General features: G+C 62.5%; 18 protein-coding genes. 4 read left to right on the top strand and 14 right to left on the bottom strand.

Features of this window, described 5'->3' with window-relative positions:
* Positions 1-2: 2 nt before the first annotated feature.
* Together V6M87_RS17615 and V6M87_RS17620 are read right to left on the bottom strand one after the other, a co-directional pair.
* Positions 3-893, bottom strand: coding sequence for a branched-chain amino acid ABC transporter permease (locus V6M87_RS17615; RefSeq protein ID WP_332877953.1), 891 nt, complete (start codon positions 891-893; stop codon positions 3-5).
* A gap of 122 nt (positions 894-1015) precedes the next feature.
* Positions 1016-2188, bottom strand: coding sequence for an ABC transporter substrate-binding protein (locus tag V6M87_RS17620; RefSeq protein ID WP_332877954.1), 1173 nt, complete (start codon positions 2186-2188; stop codon positions 1016-1018).
* A 358-nt stretch (positions 2189-2546) separates the two neighbouring features.
* Here V6M87_RS17620 and V6M87_RS17625 point away from each other — a divergent pair, with 358 nt between their 5' ends.
* Positions 2547-4163, top strand: a complete 1617-nt coding sequence (locus V6M87_RS17625) for a methyl-accepting chemotaxis protein (protein ID WP_332877988.1) — start codon at positions 2547-2549, stop codon at positions 4161-4163.
* On the opposite strand, the gene V6M87_RS17630 is transcribed toward V6M87_RS17625, so the two are convergent.
* The 8 genes from V6M87_RS17630 to V6M87_RS17665 all read right to left on the bottom strand — a co-directional run bounded on the left by V6M87_RS17630 (position 4164) and on the right by V6M87_RS17665 (position 15457).
* Positions 4164-4799 carry an NAD(P)H-dependent oxidoreductase gene (locus V6M87_RS17630; protein WP_332877955.1) on the bottom strand — a complete coding sequence of 212 codons (636 nt, stop codon included), beginning with the start codon at positions 4797-4799 and terminating at the stop codon, positions 4164-4166.
* A 161-nt stretch (positions 4800-4960) separates the two neighbouring features.
* Positions 4961-5377 (bottom strand): hypothetical protein, encoded by a 417-nt coding sequence (locus V6M87_RS17635; protein ID WP_332877956.1) that lies wholly within the window; start codon positions 5375-5377, stop codon positions 4961-4963.
* Positions 5378-5489: 112 nt separating this feature from the next.
* Positions 5490-6719 (bottom strand): SGNH/GDSL hydrolase family protein, encoded by a 1230-nt coding sequence (locus tag V6M87_RS17640; RefSeq protein ID WP_332877957.1) that lies wholly within the window; start codon positions 6717-6719, stop codon positions 5490-5492.
* A gap of 106 nt (positions 6720-6825) precedes the next feature.
* A complete protein-coding gene (serB, locus tag V6M87_RS17645) occupies positions 6826-7665 on the bottom strand; it encodes a phosphoserine phosphatase SerB (RefSeq protein ID WP_442920610.1) in 840 nt (279 codons plus the stop codon).
* A 21-nt stretch (positions 7666-7686) separates the two neighbouring features.
* Positions 7687-11136 (bottom strand): transcription-repair coupling factor, encoded by a 3450-nt coding sequence (gene mfd / locus V6M87_RS17650; protein ID WP_332877959.1) that lies wholly within the window; start codon positions 11134-11136, stop codon positions 7687-7689.
* A gap of 36 nt (positions 11137-11172) precedes the next feature.
* A complete protein-coding gene (locus V6M87_RS17655) occupies positions 11173-12102 on the bottom strand; it encodes a 5'-nucleotidase (RefSeq protein WP_332877960.1) in 930 nt (309 codons plus the stop codon).
* On the bottom strand, positions 12102-13106 hold the full coding sequence (locus tag V6M87_RS17660; RefSeq protein ID WP_332877961.1) for an HDOD domain-containing protein: 1005 nt from the start codon (positions 13104-13106) through the stop codon (positions 12102-12104). The genes V6M87_RS17655 and V6M87_RS17660 overlap by 1 nt, the downstream gene beginning before the upstream one ends.
* Positions 13103-15457, bottom strand: coding sequence for a penicillin-binding protein 1A (locus V6M87_RS17665; protein WP_332877989.1), 2355 nt, complete (start codon positions 15455-15457; stop codon positions 13103-13105). Before V6M87_RS17665 ends, V6M87_RS17660 begins: the two co-directional genes overlap by 4 nt.
* A gap of 209 nt (positions 15458-15666) precedes the next feature.
* Here V6M87_RS17665 and V6M87_RS17670 point away from each other — a divergent pair, with 209 nt between their 5' ends.
* On the top strand, positions 15667-17928 hold the full coding sequence (locus V6M87_RS17670; protein ID WP_332877962.1) for an OPT family oligopeptide transporter: 2262 nt from the start codon (positions 15667-15669) through the stop codon (positions 17926-17928).
* Positions 17929-17952: 24 nt separating this feature from the next.
* Here V6M87_RS17670 and V6M87_RS17675 read toward each other — a convergent pair whose 3' ends face one another.
* Positions 17953-19347: a glycosyltransferase gene (locus V6M87_RS17675; protein ID WP_332877963.1), complete on the bottom strand. Its 1395-nt coding sequence runs from the start codon at positions 19345-19347 to the stop codon at positions 17953-17955.
* A gap of 54 nt (positions 19348-19401) precedes the next feature.
* Positions 19402-20001, bottom strand: a complete 600-nt coding sequence (locus V6M87_RS17680; protein ID WP_332877964.1) for a TetR/AcrR family transcriptional regulator — start codon at positions 19999-20001, stop codon at positions 19402-19404.
* A gap of 84 nt (positions 20002-20085) precedes the next feature.
* Here V6M87_RS17680 and V6M87_RS17685 point away from each other — a divergent pair, with 84 nt between their 5' ends.
* A complete protein-coding gene (locus tag V6M87_RS17685) occupies positions 20086-20829 on the top strand; it encodes an SDR family NAD(P)-dependent oxidoreductase (protein ID WP_332877965.1) in 744 nt (247 codons plus the stop codon).
* Between the two features lie 51 nt (positions 20830-20880).
* On the opposite strand, the gene V6M87_RS17690 is transcribed toward V6M87_RS17685, so the two are convergent.
* A complete protein-coding gene (locus tag V6M87_RS17690; protein ID WP_332877966.1) occupies positions 20881-21642 on the bottom strand; it encodes a hypothetical protein in 762 nt (253 codons plus the stop codon).
* Positions 21643-21891: 249 nt separating this feature from the next.
* Here V6M87_RS17690 and V6M87_RS17695 point away from each other — a divergent pair, with 249 nt between their 5' ends.
* Complete coding sequence (locus V6M87_RS17695; RefSeq protein ID WP_332877967.1) at positions 21892-22350, top strand: hypothetical protein; 459 nt, start codon at positions 21892-21894, stop codon at positions 22348-22350.
* Between the two features lie 49 nt (positions 22351-22399).
* Here V6M87_RS17695 and V6M87_RS17700 read toward each other — a convergent pair whose 3' ends face one another.
* Positions 22400-23911 (bottom strand): peptide MFS transporter, encoded by a 1512-nt coding sequence (locus tag V6M87_RS17700; RefSeq protein ID WP_332877968.1) that lies wholly within the window; start codon positions 23909-23911, stop codon positions 22400-22402.
* Positions 23912-24118 lie beyond the last annotated feature (207 nt).

Here is a 24118-nt window from a genome sequence, read left to right on the forward strand (position 1 = left end):
GGTCAGACTTTCTTGATCGCGGCTTTGCCGAACAGGCCGGACGGTTTGATCGCCAGCACCAGCAACAGCAAGACCAGGCCCGGCACTTCCTTGTAGCCGGTCGAAATGTAGTAGCCGGTCATGGTTTCGGCGACGCCCAGGATGACGCCGCCGACGATCGCGCCCACGCCCGAGGTCAGGCCGCCGATGATGGCCACCGCGAAGGCTTTCAGGCCCAGCGAAGCGCCCATGGTGGCGCTGGTCAGGGTCAGGGGTGCGATCAGGGCGCCGGCAAACGCCGCCGTGGCGGACGAGAGCGCGTACGAGAACGTGATGACCATGCGCGTGTTAATGCCCATCAGGCCGGCCGCATCGCGGTCGTTGGCCGTGGCCACGACGGCCTTGCCGTAGATCGATTTGCGGTTGAACAGTTCGACCGCCGCCATGATCAGCAGCGCGCCGACGATAACGGCAATCTGCATCGGCTGCACGTTGGCGCCGAGAATCTTGATCGGCGTGGCCGACAGCGGCGACGGGAACGGCAGCACGTCCTTGCCCCAGATATTTTCCGCGACATTTTTAAAGATGATGGCCAGCGCGATGGTCGACATGATCCAGCCGAATTCGGACTTGATCTTGATGGCAGGGCGCACGCCGATCCATTCGACGAACATGCCTTGCAGTGCGCCGAACACGACCACGATGGGGATCATGATCCAGTAGCTCATGTAAGGGCCGCCGTGGATGGTGCCGACCATCGACAGGCCCACCAGGGCGCCGAGCATCAGCGCTTCGCCCTGGCCGAAATTGAGTGTTCCCGAGGTGGCAAAGGTGAGTTGGTAGCCGAAGGCGACGACGGCGTAGATCATGCCAAGGGCGATGCCGGAGAAAACCAGCTGAAGAAGAATGTCCATGTAAATCCTTTCAAACAAAAGTGGAACGCGCTTTTGTTTGGCGTTGTTCGGGGCAGAAAAAAGGCTGGTCTTGACGCTTCAAGACCAGCCCGTTTGCTGTAATAGCCAGGTGTGGCGCGGCCTTACTTGGCGCCGGCTTCGACCGCCATCACGACGCGGCCGGCCTTGACTTCCCCGAAGTGGGTGTTGTCAAAGGTGATGGCTTCGTGGTCGGTCTTGCTGTACGGCTTGTTGTAGGTGGTGACGACGCCTTCGACCTTTTCGTTCAGGTTTTCCAGCGCGGCCAGCACTTTCGGGCCTTCGGTGCCGCCCGCCTGCTTGATGGCGGCCGCGAGCAGGTAGACCGAGTCGTACCCCTGGGCGGCCGAGACGGCCGACGGCATGCGCCCGCCTTGCGGGTTGTAGGCTTTGACGTAGGCATCGATGAAGGCCTTGCGTTTTGGCGTGTTGGCATCCTGGATGAAGGTTTGCGGCATGCGCGTGCCTTCGCCGTTCTTGCCGGCGTTGTCGATGAAGTTGGCCATGGCCAGCGTCCAGCTGCCGATGAGCGGCACTTTCCAGCCCAGTTTTTCCATGCCGTTGGCAATTTGTGCCAGTTCCGGGCCAATACCGTAAGTCAGCACGACTTCGGCGCCGGCCTGCTTGGCTTTCAGGAGTTGGGCCGTCATGTCGACGTCCTGCAAATTGTATTTTTCGACGACGACCGGTGTGATGCCTTTCGCGGTCAGCACTTTTTCCAGGTCGGCGCGACCGAGCTGGCCGTAGTTGGTCGAGTCGGCCAGGATCGCGACCTTCCTGAATTTGCGGCGGTCGACCGCTTCCTGGACGATCATCGCCGACTGGATCTGGTCGCTGGCAGAGTTGCGGAAGATGTAGTTTTCAGGCTGGGCGGCGAATTGCTGGGTGATGATGGAGCCGGTGGCGACATTGTTCATCACCGGGATTTTGGCTTGCTGGTAGAAGCGCTGGGAGGCCTGGGCCACGCCGGTATTGATGAAGCCGACGGTGGCGGCAACCTTGTCCTTGTTGATCAGTTCCTGGGCGATCTGCACGCCGCGTTCGTTCTTGGCTTCGTCGTCGCGCTCGATCAGTTCGATCTTGCGGCCCAGCACGCCACCCTTGGCGTTGATTTCGGCCGCGGCAAGGCGCACGCCGTCGCGCATCGAGGTACCCATCGGGGCCGAGCCGCCGGTGAATGGTCCGGAGACGCCGATCTTGATCGTGTCTGCAGCAGTTGCCGAGAACGACAAACCGAGTGCGATCACAGCGGCAATTGTTTTCAATTTCGTGTTCATGTGTCTCTGTCTCCGTAATGATTATTTTATGGCCGGGCAGTGCGGAACTCTGCCTTCGACGGATCATTGTAGGATGCCAAATATTTAACAGCAATCGAATGCTATGACGCGATGCAGCATGCGTATAAGGCGCCACAACGTCAGCGAGCCGTAAGCAAAACGGCGTATTGCCGCCCGTTACGGCACCTTGCACAAGACATGTGCCGCGATCCGACGCCACCACAGCAGTGTGGCAAGAAATGTGAAAATTCTGCACAAACCTTAAGAAAATGATCACCAACTGTCACATCTTTGGTATATTCGGTGGATATGAATTTCCTTTGGGCAATATTAAAGTGATTGATTGATAAGGATTATGATGAAAAACGTAAAGGTTCGAACCAGTCTTCTGGCAGTTTTACTGTTGTTCACCGCAATGCTCGTGGTGGGCGCCGCTTTGGGCATATTTGCCTTGCGCCAGGCCAAGCAGGCAATGGCTACGATGCACCAGGTCAGCATGCAGGTGATTACGATCAACGATGCCTACAAGGACACCACGCGCACGCGCTCGGCCTTGACGCGCGCTTATTCCACTGTCAAGGATGGTGGCAGCAAAGCCGACCGCGACTCTGCGTTGGGCAGCGCGAAGAAATCGTATCAGCGCACGCTGGACTTCATTACCAAATTCGAATCGGCGCCACTGTTCCAGGATCAGGATACCGTCCTGAGCAAAGGGCTGATCGACGCCGGGCAGGCCCAGTCGAAAGTGCTGGAACGTGCTGCCGCTGCTCTGGGCCAGGACGATACCGATACCTACACAGCCATCAACGTCAAGGAGCTCACGCCAACCGGCGCCGCGTTCTCGGCGCAGCTGGAGAAGTTCCAGAAGCAGGCCGACGCCCAGATGGGCGCCCTGCTGGCCACGGCCGAAAAAGAATTCACCGTGGTTGCCTGGCTGGTGGCCGTCGGCCTCGCGCTGGCACTGTGCCTGGTGGCAGGTGTGCACTTCATGCTGCGTGCGACCGTGCTGGTACCACTCGAGCGCGCCGTGGTCTTGCTGGACCAGGTGGCGCACGGCGACCTGACCGCGCGCATCGATGAATCCGGTGACAGCGAGGTCAACCGCTTGCTGATTGCCGTCGGCCGCATGCAACAGGATTTGCTGTCGACGGTGACACGTGTGCGCCATGGCGCCGAGGTCATCAACGTGGGCGCGAAGGAAATCGCGGCCGGCAATATGGAATTGTCGTCGCGCACCGAGACCCAGGCCAGCTCGCTGGAAGAGACGGCCGCGTCGATGGAAGAATTGACCAGCACCGTGCGCCAGAACTCGGAAAACGCCCAGCAGGCACGCACCCTGGTGGAAGGCGCGTCGAGCACGGCTGCGCAGGGCGGCGACGTGATGCAGAAGGTGGTCGTGACGATGAACGACATCAACGCGTCGTCGCGCAAGATCGTTGACATTACCAGCGTCATCGACGGCATCGCGTTCCAGACGAATATCCTGGCCTTGAATGCCGCGGTTGAAGCGGCACGCGCGGGCGAGCAGGGGCGCGGCTTTGCCGTGGTGGCCTCCGAGGTGCGCAACTTGGCGCAACGCTCGGCGGCAGCCGCCAAGGAAATCAAGGTACTGATCGATCACTCGGTCGACAATATCCGGCTCGGCACCGAGCTGGTCGAGCGCGCCGGCACCACGATGAATACACTGGTGGAGAATGTCCACCAGGTGACGCAGATCGTCGGCGAGATCGCCGTTGCCAGCCGCGAGCAAAGCGAAGGCATCGACCAGGTCAATATCGCGATCGTGCAGATGGACCAGGTGACCCAGCAGAATGCGGCGCTGGTCGAAGAAGCGGCAGCGGCTACCCAGTCGCTGCAGGAACAAGCGACCGAGCTGACCGCAACAGTGAGCGTGTTCAAAATCATCGATGGCCAGCCCGCCAACGCTGCGGCGCGGCCGGGCCGGCCGGCGCCGCAGCGGGTAGCGCTGGCCTGATCAGCGCATGTCGGTGACGAAATCGGCGCGCGCGCGGCGCACCTTTTTCATCTTGACCAGCCAGTCGCCTTCTTCGTCGCGGTAGCCGAACGGGACGATCAACACGCTGCGCAGCTGGCGTGCTCCCAGGCCCAGGATGGTATCGACCGCAGTCGGATCGAATCCTTCCATCGGCGTGGCGTCGACGCCCTCGAAGGCAGCCGCGATCAGCGCTGCGCCCAGCCCGATATACGCCTGGCGTGCAGCCGCTTCGTAATTGGCTTCTTTGCCGCGTGCCGCGACGATGCCCAGCAGGCGCTGGCGATACGCATCGAGTCCTTCATTGAATCCGCGCTCTTCAGTCATCAAGTCGTACATGGCGTTGACACGGTCGGCGGTGATGTCGTCCCAGGCGGCGAACACCAGCAAATGCGAGCAGTCAACCACTTGCTGCTGATCCCACGCGACGCTCTTGATCTGCGCGCGCAGGGCCGGGTTGGTGACCAGAATCAGCTCATACGGTTGCAGGCCGCTGGACGACGGCGTCAGGCGCACCGCTTCCAGGATGCGCTCGATCGTTTCGTCAGGAACTTGTTTGGCAGGATTGAATTTCTTGGTGGCGTAGCGCCAGTGCAGCTTGTCGATCAGGTCGGTCATTGGATACTTTAGAGGTGGTTGCAGGAAATCGGGCGGGACTGTTCAGCTCGCCGCACCTGCAAGTATCGCTCAGACGGAAAAACGGCGCAGGGCAGGTCCGAAAAACCTGCACTGCACCGTTCGGCCCATGCGCGACAAGGGCCGACTTTCGCGCTGGCCGATTACCTGCGGTGGTAACCGCCGCGTCCGCCCCAGCCACCGCGATGGCCGCCCCAGCCGCCGCGATGGCCCCAGCTATTGCCGAAATTGAAGCCCAGGCCGATCGAGATCGGCGGATACCAGTACGGATCGTACACATAAGGACTCGGCGCGTACACCGGCGTCGCTACATACACGGGCGCGGTGGCATACACCGGGGCTGGCGCATACGTCAACGGCGCACTGGTGACCGTGCCGGCCGTGCCTGACTCGGCAGCGACCGCGCCAGTACCGGGCGCCACGGGCGTTACCGAGACCACTTGCCAGCCGTTGGGATCGGTTTGACCGACCGCTCGGCTGCCGTAATAGGCCGGACCCGGTGGGGCCACGGCACAACCACCGAGTGCGGCGGCTGCAACAATAAGTAAAAGTTTTTTCATGACTGTTCTCCTGATAGCGTAATCATAAGAACTTTTGAAAACTTTTGCCGCGCGATTACAGATTATTACAAACACGGGCGCCACAGAAACGTAAATAGGAAACATTGCAGACTTACTCGCCGGGCGCGGCGCTCTGGGCCGGCTCCGGCTGCGTCGATGTGGCGCTGAACAAGCCGAGCGGCACCAGGTTCGCCATGCGCTGGTAGCCGGCATCGTTCGGATGCAAATGGTCGCCGCTGTCCCAGGCGGGCAGCAGGCGGGCGGGACGCGCGGGGTCGCGCAAGGCGGCGTCGAAGTCGATGATGCCGTCGAACCCGTCGCCGCTGCGAATCCAGCTGTTGACGCTGCGCCGGATCGTGTCGCGCGCTGCCGTGTAATACGGCGAACTTTCGAACGGCAGCAGCGTCGCGCCCCAGACCCTGATGCCGCGCGCACGCCCGCGGGCCACCAGCTGGCGGTAGCCGTCGATCAGGCTGGCCGCGCTGGCAGAATGGTAGCTGATGTCGTTAATGCCGATCAGGACGATCACGGCGCGCACGCCGGGTGTGGACAGCACGTCGCGTTCATAGCGCTCCAGTCCGGCGCGGCCGGCCAGCAGCCCGCTGGGCTCGGTGGTGAGCAGCTGGTTGGCGCTGATGCCGCGGTTGACCACGCCGGCGCCCACGCTGTGCAGGCGCTGGGCCAGCAAGTCGGGCCAGCGCCGGTTGGCATTGGGCGTGCTTTTCAGGCCATCGGTAATCGAGTCGCCGAAGGCCACCACGACTGGCGCGGCCAGGTCGAGGTCGACCCCGGCCAGGAACGGCCAGGCGCCAATGGTCGCCTTGATGGGGAGCGCCGGCGAGCCGGTGAAATCGCCCGGCGTGGACACGTAGCCGGTCTGGAAGGCGCTTTCGTGGATGGTGGTGGCGCCGCTGGCGCCGGGCAGGAACAGGCTGACGGTCAGGTCGGCCAGTGCCGGCACGTTCAGCACGACGCCATCGGAGACGGCGCGGGCGCCGGCAGGAATGATGATGCTGCGCGCGCCGCCGAAGGTGAGTACGCGGTCGGTGTCGGCCGCCACCACCGCGCCGCTCGCGCGCAGGCCGATATGGGCGCTGCCGATGCGCAGCGGCGTGCTGCCCATTTCATTTGAGAGGCGGATGCGTACGCGGCTGCCGCCGTTGCTGGTGTGGACGATCAGGCGCAGCGTCTGGTCGGTGAGGCTTAGCAGGCGCGCCGCTGGCGGCGGGCCGGCCGGCGCCGCACCCCAGGTGCCGCTCCAGACGGGCGCCTGGCCTTGCGCCTGCAGCACGGCCAGGCCCAGTGTCAGGGCGAAACAACAGCGCCGGATCAGGTTGATCACTGCCGCCTCCGATGGGAAAAAACACACCATCGAATCTAGGAGTCGATAAAACGCCTTGCAAGCGCGCACGAAGCCTGTGATTGCGCCAGATCTAGCGCCTGGCGAATCAACTTTCCGGAAGGATCGTCAGCAGTGCGTCGAGTCCGCTGAAGTTGAGCGCAACGCTGGCATGCGCGCGCACTACCGGCTTGGCGCGAAATGCCACAGACAGGCCGGCAATCGCCATCATTTGCAGGTCGTTGGCACCGTCGCCCATGACGATCGCCTGCTGCGGAGTAATGCCCAGTTCGGCGCAGACGCGCTCGACCGTGTGCTTCTTTTCAAGCGCGTCGACGATGCCGCCCAGCACCTTGCCGGTCAGCTTGCCCTCGCGCACTTCCAGCACGTTCGCGTGCGCGTAGTCCAGGCCCAGTCGCTGTTGCAGGCGTTCCGTAAAAAAGGTGAAGCCGCCGGACACCAGCAAGGTTTTCAGGCCCGCTGCCTTGACCCCGGCCAGCATGGTTTCCGCGCCAGGCGACAGGCGCAGGCGCTCGTCATACACGCGCTCGAGGGCGGACGCATCCAATCCTTCGAGCAGCGCCACGCGTTTCGTGAGGCTGGCGCCAAAATCGAGTTCGCCGCGCATCGCCGCTTCGGTGATCTCGGACACCTGCGTCTTCAGGCCCTGCATGTCGGCTATCTCGTCGATGCACTCGATGGTGATCAGCGTCGAATCCATGTCCATCGCCACCAGTTTGAAATCGGCCAGAGTGCGCCCGGCAGCGATGAAGGTCGCATCCACGCCGGCCGGAAATGCCGCCAGCGAGACGGCTGCCCGCACGCGTTCGCCCGCTTCGACGTCCTCGAAGCGCATCGCATGCGCGCCGATGGTGAACGCGCGCGCCGGATCGGCGATGGCGCCGATGTGCGCCAACTGGTCCAGCGGCCCCTGCAAAATCAAATGCATTTTCATAGATCTTGTCCCAACTCAGCCTGCCAATAATTGCTTGATTGCTTGTTTCACCTGCAGCACGCGCGCCGCCAGGTCCGGCATTGGCACCGTGATGCGCAGCTTGTCCTGGCCGGCCAGCTTGATGTGGCGGTTCTTCTGGATCAGCATGACGATGCGCAGCGGATCGAGCGGCGGATTGACCATGAACTGCAGGTTGGCCGCCTCCGAATGGGCGTCGATCTTGACGATGCCCACCGCCTTGGCGGCAATGCGCAGGCGGTGCGTTTCGATCAGCGCTTTCACCGGCTCGGGCAGCTTGCCAAATCTGTCGATCAGCTCTTCCTGCATGTCGTCGACCTTGTCCTGGCTCTGGCAATTGGCCATGCGTTTATAAATCGACAGGCGTTCGTTGACATCGCCGCAAAAGTCGGCCGGCAGCAGCGCCGGCACGTGCAGGTTGATTTCGGTGGTCGAGGCCAGCGGCGCCGACAGATCGGGTTCCTTGCCGGCCTTCAAAGAGCGGATCGCTTCATTGAGCATGTCGGAATACATCTGGAAGCCGATTTCGATCATCTCGCCCGACTGGTTTTCGCCCAGCACTTCACCGGCGCCGCGAATTTCCAGGTCGTGCATGGCCAGGTAAAAGCCACTGCCCAGTTCTTCCATTTGCTGGATCGCGTCGAGCCGGCGCTGCGCCTGCTTGGTGAGATTGAGCACGTCGGTGACCAGCAAATACGCATACGCCTGGTGGTGCGACCGGCCCACGCGCCCGCGCAGCTGGTGCAATTGCGCCAGGCCGAACTTGTCGGCGCGGTGCATGATGATGGTGTTCGCGGTCGGCACGTCGATGCCGGTTTCGATGATGGTGGTGCACAGCAGGATATTGAAACGCTGGGCCACGAAATCACGCATGACGCGTTCCAGGTCGCGCTCGTGCATCTGACCGTGCGCCACGCCGATGCGCGCTTCCGGCAGCAGTTCGGTCAGCATGGCCATGCGGTTTTCAATGGTTTCCACTTCGTTGTGCAGGAAGTAGATCTGGCCGCCCCGTTTCAGTTCGCGCAGACAGGCTTCGCGGATGATCGAGCCGTCTTCGCTGCGGACAAAAGTCTTGATCGCCAGGCGCTTTTGTGGCGCGGTGGCGATGATCGAAAAGTCGCGCAGCCCCTCCAGCGCCATGCCCAGCGTGCGCGGGATCGGCGTGGCCGTCAGCGTCAGCACGTCGACCTCCGCGCGCAGGGATTTGAGGGCTTCCTTCTGGCGCACGCCGAAGCGGTGTTCTTCGTCGATGATGACCAGGCCCAGGCGCTCGAACTTGACGTCGGGCGAGAGCAATTTGTGGGTGCCGATGACGATGTCGAGGGTGCCGTCGGCCATGCCCTTGATGGCAGTGGTGATTTCCTTGCCGGTCCGGAAGCGCGACAGTTCCGCGATGCGCACCGGCCAGTCGGCGAAGCGGTCGGCAAAGGTTTGCGCGTGCTGCTCGGCCAGCAGGGTGGTGGGCGCCAGAATCGCCACCTGTTTGCCACCCATGACGGCGATGAAGGCGGCGCGCAGGGCGACTTCGGTCTTGCCGAAGCCGACGTCGCCGCACACCAGCCGGTCCATCGGGCGGCCCGAGGTCATGTCCTTGATAACGTTGGTGATGGCCTCGGCCTGGTCGGGCGTTTCGTCGAAGCCGAAGCTGTCAGCAAAGTTCTGGTAGTCGATCGCCGAGTATTCGAAGGCGTGGCCCTGGCGCAGCGCGCGCCGGGCGTACAGATTCAATAGTTCGGCGGCGGTGTCGCGCACCTGTTCGGCGGCCTTTCGTTTGGCCTTGTCCCAGTGGCCGGAACCGAGCGCGTGCAACGGCGCGTCTTCCGGCGAAGCGCCCGAGTAGCGCGCGATGACGTGCAACTGCGACACCGGCACATACAGCTTGCTTTCCTTGGCGTAGTCGAGCTGCAGAAATTCGGTTTCGCCTTCACCCAGGTCCATGCTGGTCAGGCCCATGTAGCGCCCGATGCCGTGGTTGATGTGGACCACCGGGTCGCCGATTTTCAGCTCGGACAGGTCGCGCACCATCGACTCGACCTGGGTGACGCCTTCCTGCTTCTTCTTGCCGACGCGCCGTCCGGAGCCGGCATACAGCTCGGTCTCGGTGAGGAACACCAGCCGGCCCGTGCTGGTCTCGGCCAGTTCGAAGCCGGCCTGCAGCGGCGCCACGCCCAGCGCAAGTTTTGCGTCGCTGGCAATGAAACCGGCGTAGCCTTCGACCGGGGTGACGTCAAGCTTGTATTCGGCAAAATACTGTTGCAGCGTTTCGCGGCGGCCGTTCGATTCGGCGCAGATCATCACGCGTGTGTCGGTTTGGAGCAGGTATGCGCGCAGGTTCACCAGCGGATCGTCGGCGCGGCGGTTCACGGCGATGTTCGGGATCGGTGCAGACAGCTCGGACGCTTCGCCGCCGTGATCCTTGCCGATGATCCAGCGTCCGTGCGATTTCGCACCTGTAAAGAACTGCTCGGCGTCGAGAAACAGTTCATTTGGCGGCAGCAGCGGGCGGTCGCGGTCGCTTTTCAGGAATTTGTAGCGCGATTCGGTATCCAGCCAGAAGCGCTGGATGGCCGCATCGATGTCGCCGACCAGGGCCAGGCCCGCGTTGTCGGGCAGGTAGTCGAACAGCGTGGAGGTCTCTTCGAAGAACAAGGGCAAGTAGTATTCAATCCCGGCCGAGGCAATCCCGCTGCCGATGTCTTTATAGACTACCGAGCGGCTCGGGTCACCCTCGAAGCGTTCGCGCCAGCGCTTCCTGAAACTGGTGCGGGCCGGCTCATCCATCGGAAATTCGCGCCCCGGCAGCAGGCGCACGTCGCGCACCGGGTACAGCGAGCGCTGGGTGTCGGCGTCGAAGGTGCGGATGGTTTCGATTTCGTCGCCGAACAGGTCGAGCCGGTAGGGCAGGACGGACCCCATCGGGAACAGGTCGATCAGGCCGCCGCGCACCGAATATTCGCCGGGCGACATCACCTGCGACACGTGGGTGTAACCGGCCAGCGTCAGTTGGGCCTTGAGTTTCGCTTCGTCGAGCTTTTCGCCCTGCTTGAAGAAGAAGGTGTAGGCGGCCAAAAACGAGGGCGGCGCCAGCCGCACCAGGGCCGTGGTGGCCGGGACCAGCAGGACGTCGCAGGCGCCGTTGCGGATTTCGTGCAGGGTGGCCAGGCGCGCCGAGACCAGGTCCTGGTGCGGCGAGAAGGCGTCGTACGGCAGCGTTTCCCAGTCGGGCAGCAGGTGGCAGGACAGCTGACCCTCGGCGAACCACGGGATCTCGTCAAGCAGGCGCTGGCCGTCGCTGGCGTTGGCAACGATCACGGTGAGCATCTGCTGGCTGGCTTTCAGGCCCAGGGCGGCGACGGCCAATGCATACGCGTCAGCTGAGCCGTACAGCGCGGGGAGGGCGAAACGGTTGCCGGGTTTGGGGAGTGCTTTGGCGAGATCGAAGGGCATGCAGAGGGGAAATCAGTGGGCTTGGGAGGTGGGTGATTATAGACGATTGGCCACCCCAAACGGCACGTGCACCATCGGAATGGTCCCCCCGGGCGCAGCTTGCAGGTGCGTTAGCTGGTCATCGAAAAAAATATGCGGCTTGAACACCGATAGCACGCGGCTCTTCTCCATCCCGCCCAGAAAGAAGGTCTCGTCGGCCGACACGCCCCAGCTTTTCAGGGTGGTGACCACGCGCTCATGCGAGGGCGCGCTGCGCGCCGTGATGATGGCGATGCGCACGATCTTGCGGTAGGCCGGATCGGCATCCTGCGCCGCCTGCTCCATCTTTTGCATCACGGCCAGCTTCTGGAACATTCCGGCCAGCGGCCCCGGTTGATGGGGGCGGGCCATGTGCAGGGTTTCGTGCGCGTGGAATTCGCCCAGGCCGTTCGCCTTGAAGATGGTTTCCGATTCGTCGTCGGCCAGCACGCCGTCGAAGTCGAAGGCGACGCGCAGTTCGATATCGTCGTCTTCATCCGAAATCTTGGAGGGCAAGACCAGCCCGGCCGGATAGCCAGCCGCGATCGCGCCGCGCACATCGTCCGAATTGGCCGACAGGAACAGCGCCGTATTGAACGCGGGCAAATAGGTGAACGGCGACTTGCCGGTCATGAATGCGGCGCGCGAAATATCCAGGCCGTAATGGGCGATCGAGCGCATCACGCGCAGGCCCGTTTCCGGCGAATTGCGCGAGAACAGCACCACTTCGACCGGCATCTGCTCCGGGAAGCAGCGGTTGATGGCAAGGAAGCGCCGAATGAAGGGGAAGGCGACGCCGCGCGGCAGGATTGCGTCGATATGCGCCTCCTGGTAAGCGCGGTATCCGTCGGCACCCTGGTCGAGATACACCTGGTGCGATTCGGACAGGTCGAACAGCGCGCTGGACGAGACGCCGATCACCAGTTTGTCGCCAATATCGAAGGCCATTATGCGTCCCGGGGTTGGAGTTGATCGAAGCAGCGCCACAGCGACGTGTCCAGGCCGGCCAGCGCGGCCTCGCGCGCGAATACGCCGCCGTCGACCAACATGCGCAGCTTGGCCATGCGATCGCCGAGCGCCAGCGCCAGCCCGAGCGGCGTGGCGCGCGGCGTGGCGATGGCGCTGACCACGGGCGCGGGGAAATTCCATTCGGCCGCAATGGTCGAGGACAGCGCGCGTGCCTGCTCCAGCAGGCTGGCGCAGAAGGCGGGCGAATCGGGCAGGGTGGCGGCGGACAAGGCGCGGCCCCCGGCCGGCATGATGCGATCGATCACGCGAAACGCCACGATCAGGCCGATATTGTGCATCAGGCCCGCCAGGTAGGCGTCGAAGGCGTTCGCGTCCAGGCCGCCGGCGAGGATGCTGGCGGCCAGTGCGCATTGTTCGGACTGGGTCCACACCAGCGGCGCCACCTGGCGTGCGAAGCGGCCCGACTGGATCCCAATCACGGGCCGGAACGCGACCCGGGCGAGCAACATGCGCAGGCCGTTCAGCCCTAGCAGCATGACCGCGCTTTCGATGGTTTTCACCGGCGTGGCGGGCCGGTAATAGGGGCTATTCGCCTCGCGGATCACTTCGGCCACCAGCACCACATCCTGGGCCACCTGGCGCGCCAGGTCGGCGCCGGACAGGGTGTCGTCGCGCAGGCTGGCCAGCAGTTGTGGAATCACGGCCGGCACGCGCGGTACCAGGCCAGCGGCACTGTACGGATGCTGCACCAGGCGCGCCATTTCATCGAGGATGGCTCGTTCCAGGGCGGCGCTGCCCTCGCCCTGCGCGCCATCGGCCAGCAGGGCATAGAAATGGCGGTCGATCAGCGCCGCGTGCAGCGGGGCCGGCACAGCGCCACTGCTGACGATCACTGGCTCAGCGTCGAGCGCGTCGGTGAGTACCGGCACGGGCGGGCGCACCGTTGGCGCGCCGGCGATCAGGCGTTTCAGCCATCCGATCATCGCTCACCCTGGGGCTCGGGCAGCGCCAGTTCACCAGACGGCGGGCGCGGCGGGGCGGCCGGCACCGGTGGCAGGTTCGGGTCGGCTTGCGCTGGCGCAGACGCAGGCGCAGCTTCCGGCTCCGGCGGCGGACCGAGGTCGATATCGATGACGCTCATGCCGGGCAGTTCGGCGAACTCGGTGAAGACCCAGTCGCCGGTAGCGTTGCTCACGCCTTCGGGCGCTTCGCGTGTCGTTTCCGGGCGCTTGGCCAGGGCCACGCGCATGTAGTCGATCCAGATCGGCATGGCCAGGGTGGCGCCAAATTCGCGGCCACCGAGCGACTTCGGATCGTCGTAGCCCATCCAGGCCACGGCCACGACATTGCCGGCATAGCCCGCGAACCAGCCGTCGACGGCGTCGCTGGTGGTGCCGGTCTTGCCGGCCAAATCCTTGCGCCCCAGCTGCTTGGTCGCGCCGGCGCCGGTGCCGTAGCGGGCCACGTCGCGCAGCATCGAATCGGTGACGAAGGCGTTGCGCGGATCGAGCACGCGGTCCTCGTCGTGGTGCGGCTCGTCCGCTTTCGCCTGCGACAGCACCGAGCCGGCGGCGTCTTCGATGCGGGCGATCAGGTAGGGCGCGATCTTGTAGCCGCCGTTGGCAAACACGGCGTAGGCGCCGGCCATTTGCAGCGGCGTGACCGCGCCCGTGCCCAGCGCCAGCGTGTAGTTCTTGGGCTGGCGCGCACCCTCGAAGCCGAATTTTTGCAGCCAGTCGTGCGCATACGGCACCGAGACGGCGCGCAGCAGGCGCACCGACGCAACGTTCTTCGATTCGGCCAGCGCGCGCCGCATCGAGATGGGGCCATCGAATTTGTGGTCGTCGTTCTGCGGCGACCAGGTGGCGCCGGCGTTCTCGCCCACCATGTCGAGCGGGGCGTCCATGATCATCGTGGCCGGCGTGAAGCCTTTTTGAATCGCCGACGAATAGATGAACGGCTTGACGGCCGACCCGGGCTGGCGCAAGGCCTGCGTCACGTGGTTGAACTTTTGCAGGTTGTAGTCGAAGCCTCCCACCATGGCGTGGTAGGCGCCGCTGTCCGCATCGACAGCCACGAAGGCGGCGGCCACCTGCGGCACCTGGGTCACGCTCCAGGCGCCTTTGCCTTCACGCAGATTTTCGCGCGATACGCGGATCACCGCGCCCGGGACGATGCGCACGCTGTCCTTTGCCGTCGGCGCCAGGGCGCCGGCGACGAACTTCAGGCCGACGCCGGTGATTTCAACGCGGTCGTGGTCGAGCGTGTCGGCGATCACCGATTTGCTTGACGCCGAGATCACCACGGCCGCAATCAGGCCATCGCTGGACGGGCGCTTTTGCAGGATGTCGTCGATGGCGTCATCGCGTTCCTGCTGGTTAGCTGGTAAATCGATGATCGCTTCCGGGCCGCGGTAGCCGTGGCGCTGGTCGTAGGCCAACACATTCTTGCGTACCGACGCATACGCCGCATTCTGCTCGTCCTTCAGGATGGTGGTGGTGACGACGATGCCCTTGGTATAGGCCTCGTCCTTGTACTGCGCGACCACGGCCTGGCGCGCCAGTTCGGCCACGTATTCGGCGTGCACCTCGTATTCCTGGCGCCGCATCGACACGCGCAGCGGTTCGACCATGGCCTGGTCGTACTGGGCTGGCGTGATGTAGCGCAGGTCGCGCATCATGCCCAGCACGAGGTGCTGGCGTTCGCGCGCGCGCTTCGGGTTGGTGACCGGATTGTGGCGCGCCGGGTTTTGCGGCAGGCCGGCCAGCATCGCCATTTCGGCGATCGACAACTGGTCGAGCGATTTGTTGAAATAGGTCCTGGCGGCGCTGGCGAAGCCGTACGAGCGCTGGCCCAGATACATCTGGTTCATGTACAGCTCGAGGATCTGGTCTTTGGTCAGTGCGTCTTCGATTTTATAGGTCAGCACCACTTCATTGAGTTTGCGCGACAGGATTTTCTCCCTGGTGAGGAAGAAGTTGCGCGCCACCTGCATGGTGATGGTGGAGCCGCCCTGGCGAAAGCCGCCGCGCAGGTTCGATTTGGCGGCGCCGGCCACGCGTACCCAGTCGATGCCGCCGTGTTCGTAGAAGCGTTTGTCTTCGATGGCCAGCAGCGCTTTTTTCATCAGGTCCGGGACCTTGGCGATGGGGATGAAGTCACGGTGCTCTTCGCCGAATTCGCCGATCAGGAACTTGTCGGCCGTGTAAATACGCAGCGGGATCTTGGGTTTGTAATCGAGGACCGCGTCGATGGCCGGCACGTTGGGGACGATGGCATACATGAACCAGATCGCAGCGCCGGCAATCGCCAGCACGATCGTGGCCAGGAACATCAGGAGGATCGCCTTAACGCTGCCACGCTGGCGGCGGGGTGGGTTCGACAAATGAGAGCTCAAAACGGGTCTTTCAGGAGTGTCGGTCGTTCCGGTAGCGACGGCCGCGTCAGCAAATTATAATCGACGGGCCCGCGCAAGCTTTCCAAGCCGCGCGCCATGTGCGATAGTCCCGCGATCCATTCTTCCTCCATCCGTCCAGGAACACCATGCCTTACGACCCGCGCCGACCCGTTTTCAAACCCTATATTCCGGCCGACGCCGTCCTGCCCGAGTTCACCTTGCGGGCGCTGCTCATGGGCGTGGTGCTGGGGATGGTATTCGGCGCCTCCTCGCTGTACCTGGTGCTGAAGGTCGGCCTGACCGTCAGCGCGTCGATTCCGGTGGCGGTGATTGCCATCACGCTGTTCGGGCTGGTGAAAAAGGCCGGGGGGCGCGATTCGAGCATCCTGGAAAACAGCATCACCCAGACTGCCGGTTCGGCCGGCGAGTCGCTCGCCTTCGGCCTGGGCGTGACCATGCCGGCCATTTTGATCCTCGGCTTCGACCTGGAGATTTCGCGCGTCATGCTGGTTGGCGTGCTGGGCGGCCTGCTCGGCATTTTGATGATGATTCCGATGCGCCGCACGATGATTGTCGACCAGCACCACGAACTGAAGTACCCGGAAGGCACCGCCTGCGCCGAGGTACTCAAGGCCGCCGCCACCGAACCCTCGCGCGCCGCTGCCGGCGAAGTGCGCATCGAAGGCTCGCACGAGGCGAAGCTGGCGAAACGGCGCGCGCAAATCATTTTTGGTGGTTTTGGCCTGGGCCTGTTGTACAAGGTGGCGAGCATTTCGCTCAAGGGCTGGAAGGACACGTCCAACTTCGAGTTTGGCGCGCCCTTGAAAGCCGGCTCGGTGGGCGCCGAGATTTCACCCGAACTGCTGGGCGTCGGCTACATCATCGGCCCGCGCATTGCCTTCACCATGGCGGCCGGCGGCGTTCTGTCCTACCTGCTGCTGATCCCGATGATCAAATTTTTCGGCGACGCGCTGACGGTCCCGGTGGCGCCCGGCACCATGCTGATCAAGGACATGACGCCCAACGATATCCGCAGCGCCTATGTGCTGTACATCGGCGCCGGCGCGGTGGCGGCGGGCGGCCTGATTTCGCTGGCGCGTGCGCTGCCGACCATCTGGAACGGCCTGAAAGGCGGCCTGGCCGGCGTCCTGTCCAGCCGCGCGGCACCGCTGGCGGCTGGCCTGCGCACCGACCAGGACATTCCGATCAAATGGGTGGTCATCGGCTGCCTGGCCATTATCGCCGTGATTTCCTTCGCCACGCCGCTGCACATGAATTTCCTCGGTGCGCTGTTGATCCTGGTATTCGGCTTTTTGTTTTCCACCGTGTCCTCGCGCCTGACCGGTGAAGTGGGTTCGTCGTCGAACCCGATTTCCGGCATGGCGGTGGCGACCTTGCTGTTCACCTGCCTGATTTTCCTGGCCATGGGCTGGACCGGCGGCCAGTATTACGTCACGGCGCTGTCGGTCGGCGCCATCGTCTGCATTGCGGCCAGCAACGCCGGCACCACCTCGCAGGATTTGAAGACCGGCTACCTGGTCGGCTCCACGCCGCGTTACCAGCAGTACGCCATTCTGGCCGGCGCGCTCGCGTCGGCGCTGATCCTCGGCCCGATCCTGCTGAAACTGAACGATGCCGGCACCGTGTACGTGCCGGCCGCGCAGGTGGCCCCCGGCCTGACCGTCGACGCCACCAAACTGACGGCAACGGGGCAGTTGCAAGGCCCGCAGGCGGCCAGCGACCATAACACTTATAAGGTCTGGCACAAGACCGACACGGTGGGCGGTCCGGCCGGCAAATACTTCGTGGCGCCGGACGGCACGCTGGCCTACCTGGTCGACCCGGGCATCAACGGCCAGCACAGCACGCGGCCGGACGGCTCCGAGGTCAAGAAATACGATGCGCCGAAAGCCGTGCTGATGTCCTACATCATCAAGGGCATCCTGGATCAGCAGCTGCCATGGACCCTGGTGCTGTTTGGCGTGATGATTGCCGTCGTGCTGGAGATGGCGGGGATCGGGGCGCTGACATTTTCGGTTGGCGTCTACCTGCCGCTGGTGTCGACGCTGCCGATTGCCGTCGGCGGCGCAATCCGCTGGCTGGTCGACCGCCGCAACAATCAGTTGCCGCAGTACGCCAGCCTGAACGACGAAGAGCGTCAGGCCGCGGGCGACCGCAGCTCGGGAACCTTGCTGGCGTCGGGCTACATTGCCGGTGGCGCGCTGGCCGGCATCGTCATCGCCATCACGGCGGGTGTGCTGACCGATTTCGACAGCAAACTGAGCAAGTGGGCGGAAGCGGCCAACCCGTTTTTCGCGGGCGCTTCGTCGGACTGGCTATCCCTGATCCCTTACGCGGGGATCATGTTCCTGTTGTACTGGGTGGGACGCGAGAAGCCGCAACGCTAGCGCGCAGTTTTCCGGACCGGCAAATCAGGCGCGTTCGGGCTGATACTGTGCCGTTTCATCCAGGGCCGGCGCATCGGTTGCAGCGGAGTTGACGGGTTGATGTGCGAAGAGGACCGCTTCAGTGCGATCGAGCAGCCAGGGCAGAGCGGGTTGCTGCGCCATCTTCTGCGCGATGGCGCCGCAGGCCTGGTCGACAGCGTGGGAGTCGAGCAAGTGCGCCAGTTGTTGTTGCATGCGCCTGACGGACAGGCGCTTTGCCAGCAGCACGTCGGCCACACCCAATCGTTTGGCACGCAGACCGTTGTCAAACTGGTCGTAGGCGAATGGCACGATCAGTTGAGGGATTCCAGCACGAAAGGCATCGGCAGTGGTGCCGATGCCACCGTGGTGCACCAGCGCTGCCGCGCGCGGCAGCAAGGCGCTGAAAGGCACATGGGCTTGCCACATGACGCTCGCTGGCAAGCGCTCGGGGACTTGCGCCACATGGGGCGTGACAAACAGCCCACGCCGCCCGAGCCGCTGCAATGTTTTCAACGCAGTGTTGAAATAGCGCGCGGCGTGCTGGTGCCCTGTGCCAGGCGTGAACACAATCGGTGCGGCGCCGTTCGCCAGAAACTGCGCCAGCTCGGGTGAGAAGGGCGCTTGGCCGGTCAGCGCGGTGCTGACAAAATCACCTGCAGCGAACGCTGTCGGCCAATCAGGCTGAGCCGACGCGTACCAGGCGGGAAACAATCCCAGCGCAGCGTCGGGCGCCGTGAAGATGTGTTCAAAGAAATGCGGCACCGTGGGCAGACTGTGTTGACGACGCGCGGCATTCAGGCCAGGCAAGGTGAGCGGATCGATCAAGGTTTTGTGGATCAGTTTCCACAGCCCCTGGCGCCAACTGGTGGGCATCCATGCGGGTATGCGCAAGGAGCCCGCGGCCAGCATGTCATGACTGCTGCACAGATTGGCCGGGGCGAGGCAGGCACAAACAATCCGCAAATCCGGGCGCGCCGAGCGTGCCAGCGCAGCCATGGGAACCATCAGCGGGTGGGCCAGGACCACGCAGGATTGATCGGCCGGCAAGGATTGCACGATGTGGCGGATGGCATGTAGGTGGGGCAACAGCCCATTCCAGAGCACGCCCCAACCCTTGCGTTCGTCCCAAAGGTCGGGGTCATTCAACAGCGCTTGCCATTCGTCATGCGTGCCAAAGGTTTGGCAAGGAAGGCCTGCGGCCAGCACGATGGCCTCGTGAAAAGCTGGCACCAGCAGCAACACGCGAAGGCCGCGTTCCAGCAGGCCCTGGCCCAGCGTGATGAAGGGAAATATGTCGCCACCGGTTCCCGTGCTGGCGAGGATGACGAGCGGACTTGACGTTTGCGTGCATGCGCCACTTGGCTTCGGCTGAAACATGACCGGCTGTGTCATCGGCATTCCCCTATAGAAATTTGCCTAAATAGTAAGGAATCGAGCACAAGAGTTCAATAACTATTTTTGTACGTCCACGCGCTCAGGTATCGGTGGCGCATCCGGCGCTGTTACGCTTATGCCATTGAGAAAAAGGTCGACCAGATGCCTGATACGCGATGTCGATGAACGGTCATGTTCGATTGCGATGGAAATGGCAGTGACCACGTAAATGAAATCCTCGTAAGTGACATCGCGGCGGATGGTGCCTGCGTCCTGTCCACGCTGAAGCAGCCGGTGTCCTTCCGCGGTGATCGCAGTGCATCCAGGCGTCCCGCATTGGATCACCGTCCCGATCGAAGCAGCAAGGCTCTGATAAGCGCTCGTGTTGCTTGCAAGCTCCTCAAGATAAGCGCGTACCGCCTCGGCTGGCGTGTGATCCGGGTCGCGCGCACGGCTGCTCTGCGCCAGCGACAGGAAACGTTCATTACTGGTAGCGGCCAACAGTGCCTCACGCGTGGGAAAGCGACGATACAGCGTACCGATACCGACGCCTGCGCGCTTGGCAACTTCCTCCAGCGGCACATCCGCGCCTTTTTCAAGGAAAAGCGCTTCGGCGGCAGACAGGATCAGTTCGCGGTTTTTCTGCGCGTCAGCCCGCAGGGCAGTTGCATCACTCAATTTTTTCTCTTTCGCTTGCTAAGTGGAGGTTGCCTCCGTATCATAAGTGAAGCAAACCTCCACTTATTCAAAGGGTATCAGAAAATGACCAAACGTTTCGAAAACAAAGTCGTGGTGATCACGGGGGGCAGCGACGGCATCGGCCTGGCAACGGCGAAACTGTTCGCCATCGAAGGTGCGCATGTGTACATCACCGGGCGCCGGCAAGAATTACTCGCCGAGGCCGTGCAAGAGATCGGCCACGGGGCGGTCGGCGTGCAAGGCGACGTCGCCAACGCTGCCGACGTTGCCCGGCTATACGAACGGATCGAACGCGAGCACCAAAAGGTCGATGTGGTGTTCGCCAATGCGGGCAGGTACGAGGTCGTGCCTCTCGCTCAGATCGACGATGCGCATTTCGACGCGATCTTCGATGTCAACGTAAAAGGCATGGTGTTCACTGTGCAGAAAGCCCTGCCGCTGATGGCTGCGGGAAGTGCCGTCGTGCTCAACGGCTCCATCGCTGGCAGCAAAGGCTTGCCGGGCCAGTCGCTGTATAACGCCAGCAAGGCAGCGGTACGCTCGTTCGCCCGAAGCTGGACGAATGACCTGAAGGAGCGCGGCATCCGCGTAAACGTGGTCTCGCCTGGTGGGACGGAAACACGTTTGATCCGCAGCTACCTCGACGCGCAACCGGAAGTCGAAGAGGCGCTCAATAAAAGCGTTCCGCTTGGGCGCCTGGCGGAACCGAACGAGGTGGCACGAGCGGTCCTCTTCCTGGCATCAAGTGAAAGTAGCTTTGTCGCTGGACATGAACTTTTTGTCGATGGCGGTGTCGCCGCGGTTTAGGGGGAGGGGGGAGTGCGACCAAGCGGCCTCAATTCGCCCGGCATGTCGTACTTAGCGGAAGATGGGATCCCAGCCGCTTGCTGGCGAAATGATGCTGTCCCTGGCGATACTGCGCTCCGTCGAGGAAAAATTCGCGCAAAATACCTTGGCGTTGGTCGCAATATTCGTTTCTTCGGTGGTAGCGGGACGCACCGCTTCCTTACTTTTTGAAACCAATACGGTCTGATGATTATCTGGATAGCAGATGCCGACCCCGGTGATTGACGGGCTCAGTAAACGCAGATACCACGGAATAATCTGGGCGAGCGCGTGGCGCGCTGCTTGTATGCCGTCGACGATTTCGCCGTAGCTGAGATTTTCGCCAGACAGCTTCGGCACCAGATAAAACGCCACGCTCAGCGATCCTTTTTTCTTATTGGTCAGGAACTCGGCGCGATCATTGTAGATATCTTGACTTAGCGGAACGGTGATAAAACCGGACGGCGATATGGTCAGTTTTTCGAAGGTCGTTTCGCCGCGCAGCGAGATGTCCAGGTCGGGAATCGGTGCATGGGTCGTGGCAGACGTTACCTTGATTAAAAGTTGCACCCGCCCATTGCTGACGCTGGAAACTTTGTTCAGTATTTCATAAGCCGTCTGGTAAGGCATGATCGCAGGATCTCTCACGCCGGTGATCTGCACGCTCTGCACAGGCACTTCCGTCTCTGGCGTTTGGCCCCATGCCGGGGGCAGCAACACCATCGATAGCGTCGCGTACAGCGCAAGTTTTGCGTTGACATGCAAGAGACTGCAGATTCTTGTAGCGTGGTTCATTCTTGCTCCTGGGGCATTGTTGAAAAATGGGATTCTCTGGTCCAAAACAACGGCAACATGCCTGTTAGCTCTCCAGCACCTTGCTCGAAGCACCGAACATTAAACTTTTAGTTGCTCTCTTCTTGGTATTAAATGGTAGGCGATTTGGTAAATTAATGCACCTGTCCCAGGGCGGAGAGGCCAACAGGCCGGCACCAGCGTTGCGTGGGAGGGTGCAGTGCGTTTTATTATCTTAAAGGAGTTGCCAAGATGAAAATTGAGACAGCAACACGCCACCTCTACGCGAGTCAAAGCGCGCCGTTATCGACTGCAGCCCGCAACGTCGCGGCCTCGTTTTCGGCTGCGCTGAGCACGGCGACGGCAGCGACGTCCAAGTCGGATGCGCAAAGCGCCAAGCCAGTCGACTTTACGAGCATGACCCGCCAGCAAATGCAGGCGTGGAGCAATGACCAGGTTCGCAGCGGGAACATGTCGCTGGATGACAGCAGGCCTTTCATGGCGATGGCGATGAAAGTGCCGGTGCGCGGTGGCACCGAGCTGCAGGCTGGCAACGATGTCAAACGGGTTGATTTCACACAGACGGTTCGCGCGGGCATCGAGGGAGCGATTTCGCGCAACGACGATGTAACGCGCAAGATGCTGGAGTCGGCCTTGAAGACGATGCAGCAATACCAGGGCGACACAATCGGCATCGACACCCGCGCGTAAAACAAAAATGGCGACCCGCAGGTCGCCATTTTCACTGTCGCGGCGCGCTTTATTTGACGCCGTGCATCAGTTTCTGGATCAATGGCGCGAGCAGGAACAGCAGCACGCCGCCGGCCATCAGGATATAGAAACCCTGGGTGTAGGCGCCCAGCGCGGTGGCGGCCGACATGCCGGCCGAGCCAGATGCGTGGCTGGCGAAAATACCGGACAGGTTGTTGCCGATACCGGTGGCCAGGAACCAGCCGCCCATGCCCAGGCCAACGAGGCGGGTCGGGGCCAGTTTCGTCACCATCGACAGGCCGATCGGCGAGAGGCACAGTTCACCGATCGACTGGATCACGTAGACCGCGAACAGCGTCCAGAATGGGATTTTGCCTTCCGGGTTGACCAGCGAACCGAGTGCGAACATCAGCAGCAGGAAGGCGAAGCCGTTGAACAGGATGCCGAGGCCAAATTTGCGAGGAATCGACGGGTTGTTGTTGCGCCGGCCCAGCATCACCCAGATGGCGGCAATGATCGGGGCGCAGACGATGACGGCAATCGAATTGACGCTCTGGAACCAGGCCGTCGGGAACAGGAACGTGCCCAGTTGGCGGTCGACGATTTTATCAGCCAGGAAGGTGAACGACGAACCGGCCTGCTCGAAGAAGCACCAGAACATGATGTTGAAGAAGAAGATGATCATCATGGCGATGGTTTTGTCGCGCGCGACTTTACCTTCGCGCACACCCTCGACCACCAGCATGATCGCCAGGATCACGAACAGCACGGAGAGCACCACTTGCAGCTTGGCCGCTTCGATGCGCAGCAGGGCGTACATGACCGGAATGGCGCACAGTGCACCGAGCACCACCCAGACCATCCGCATCGGGCTTTGCGCTTCCGGCGTCGGGGCGCCGATGCCTTTCAGCTGGCGCCGGCCGAAATAGAACCAGACCAGGCTGAGTAGCATGCCGATGCCGGCCGCGAAGAACACGGCTTTATAGGCAGGGCCTGCGCCCGGGCCGGCATATTTCTCCGCCAGGTAGCCGGTCAGCACCGGTGCGATCAGCGCACCGGTATTGATGCCCATGTAGAAAATCGTGAAACCGGAATCGCGCCGGGTATCGGCCAGCGCGTACAGTTTCCCGACCATGGTCGAGATATTCGGTTTGAACAGGCCGTTGCCGACGATGATGGTGGCCAGGCCCAGTTTGAAGAAATCTTCATTTGGCACGGTAATCATGAACAGGCCGGCAGCCATGAAGGCCGCGCCGATCAGGATCGACCGTTGATAACCGATCACGCGGTCGGCAACCAGACCGCCGAACACGGCGCCCGCATACACCAGCGCCAGATACGCGCCGTAGACCAGGCCGGCCGGGCCTTCACCCGCACCGGAGCCGGCGTAAAACTGCGCCACGATGTACAGCACCAGGGCCCAGCGTATGCCGTAGAAGGCAAAGCGTTCCCAGAATTCCGTCATGAACAGCATCCACAGCGGCGCTGGATGACCCATGATCTGCTTGAATCCCGGGATAGCGACTTCGTTCGTCGTCGTTGTGTTGCCTGCTCCACTCATGCGGTGGTCCTCTCGAAATTGTTGATCGAATACTGGCGCTGCCCGGATCGTGTCCTGGCAAGCCGATGTGCGCTGCATTTTAATGTAAATCCGGCATCGCAAGCAAAAAAATGCGGGATGTGGTACCCGGGCGCTGGCGTCGAGGCAGAATGCCGTCACACGTTGTATATTGGTGGCGAGAACGATTGATTAGCAAAAGGAAGCGCA

Source organism: Massilia sp. S19_KUP03_FR1 (assembly GCF_036688685.1).
Taxonomy (GTDB): domain Bacteria; phylum Pseudomonadota; class Gammaproteobacteria; order Burkholderiales; family Burkholderiaceae_D; genus JALYUM01.

Bases quoted from the DNA above. Each gene is read 5' to 3' on its own strand.
- V6M87_RS17655 (WP_332877960.1), bottom strand. From the start codon at position 12,102: ATGGCCTTCGATATTGGCGACAAACTGGTGATCGGCGTCTCGTCCAGC.
- mfd (WP_332877959.1), bottom strand. From the start codon at position 11,136: ATGCCCTTCGATCTCGCCAAAGCACTCCCCAAACCCGGCAACCGTTTC.
- V6M87_RS17700 (WP_332877968.1), bottom strand. From the start codon at position 23,911: ATGAGTGGAGCAGGCAACACAACGACGACGAACGAAGTCGCTATCCCG.
- V6M87_RS17615 (WP_332877953.1), bottom strand. From the start codon at position 893: ATGGACATTCTTCTTCAGCTGGTTTTCTCCGGCATCGCCCTTGGCATG.
- V6M87_RS17625 (WP_332877988.1), top strand. From the start codon at position 2,547: ATGAAAAACGTAAAGGTTCGAACCAGTCTTCTGGCAGTTTTACTGTTG.
- V6M87_RS17670 (WP_332877962.1), top strand. From the start codon at position 15,667: ATGCCTTACGACCCGCGCCGACCCGTTTTCAAACCCTATATTCCGGCC.
- serB (WP_442920610.1), bottom strand. From the start codon at position 7,665: ATGCATTTGATTTTGCAGGGGCCGCTGGACCAGTTGGCGCACATCGGC.
- V6M87_RS17695 (WP_332877967.1), top strand. From the start codon at position 21,892: ATGAAAATTGAGACAGCAACACGCCACCTCTACGCGAGTCAAAGCGCG.
- V6M87_RS17690 (WP_332877966.1), bottom strand. From the start codon at position 21,642: ATGAACCACGCTACAAGAATCTGCAGTCTCTTGCATGTCAACGCAAAA.
- V6M87_RS17620 (WP_332877954.1), bottom strand. From the start codon at position 2,188: ATGAACACGAAATTGAAAACAATTGCCGCTGTGATCGCACTCGGTTTG.
- V6M87_RS17665 (WP_332877989.1), bottom strand. From the start codon at position 15,457: ATGTTCCTGGCCACGATCGTGCTGGCGATTGCCGGCGCTGCGATCTGG.
- V6M87_RS17685 (WP_332877965.1), top strand. From the start codon at position 20,086: ATGACCAAACGTTTCGAAAACAAAGTCGTGGTGATCACGGGGGGCAGC.
- V6M87_RS17675 (WP_332877963.1), bottom strand. From the start codon at position 19,347: ATGCCGATGACACAGCCGGTCATGTTTCAGCCGAAGCCAAGTGGCGCA.
- V6M87_RS17635 (WP_332877956.1), bottom strand. From the start codon at position 5,377: ATGAAAAAACTTTTACTTATTGTTGCAGCCGCCGCACTCGGTGGTTGT.
- V6M87_RS17660 (WP_332877961.1), bottom strand. From the start codon at position 13,106: ATGATCGGATGGCTGAAACGCCTGATCGCCGGCGCGCCAACGGTGCGC.
- V6M87_RS17630 (WP_332877955.1), bottom strand. From the start codon at position 4,799: ATGACCGACCTGATCGACAAGCTGCACTGGCGCTACGCCACCAAGAAA.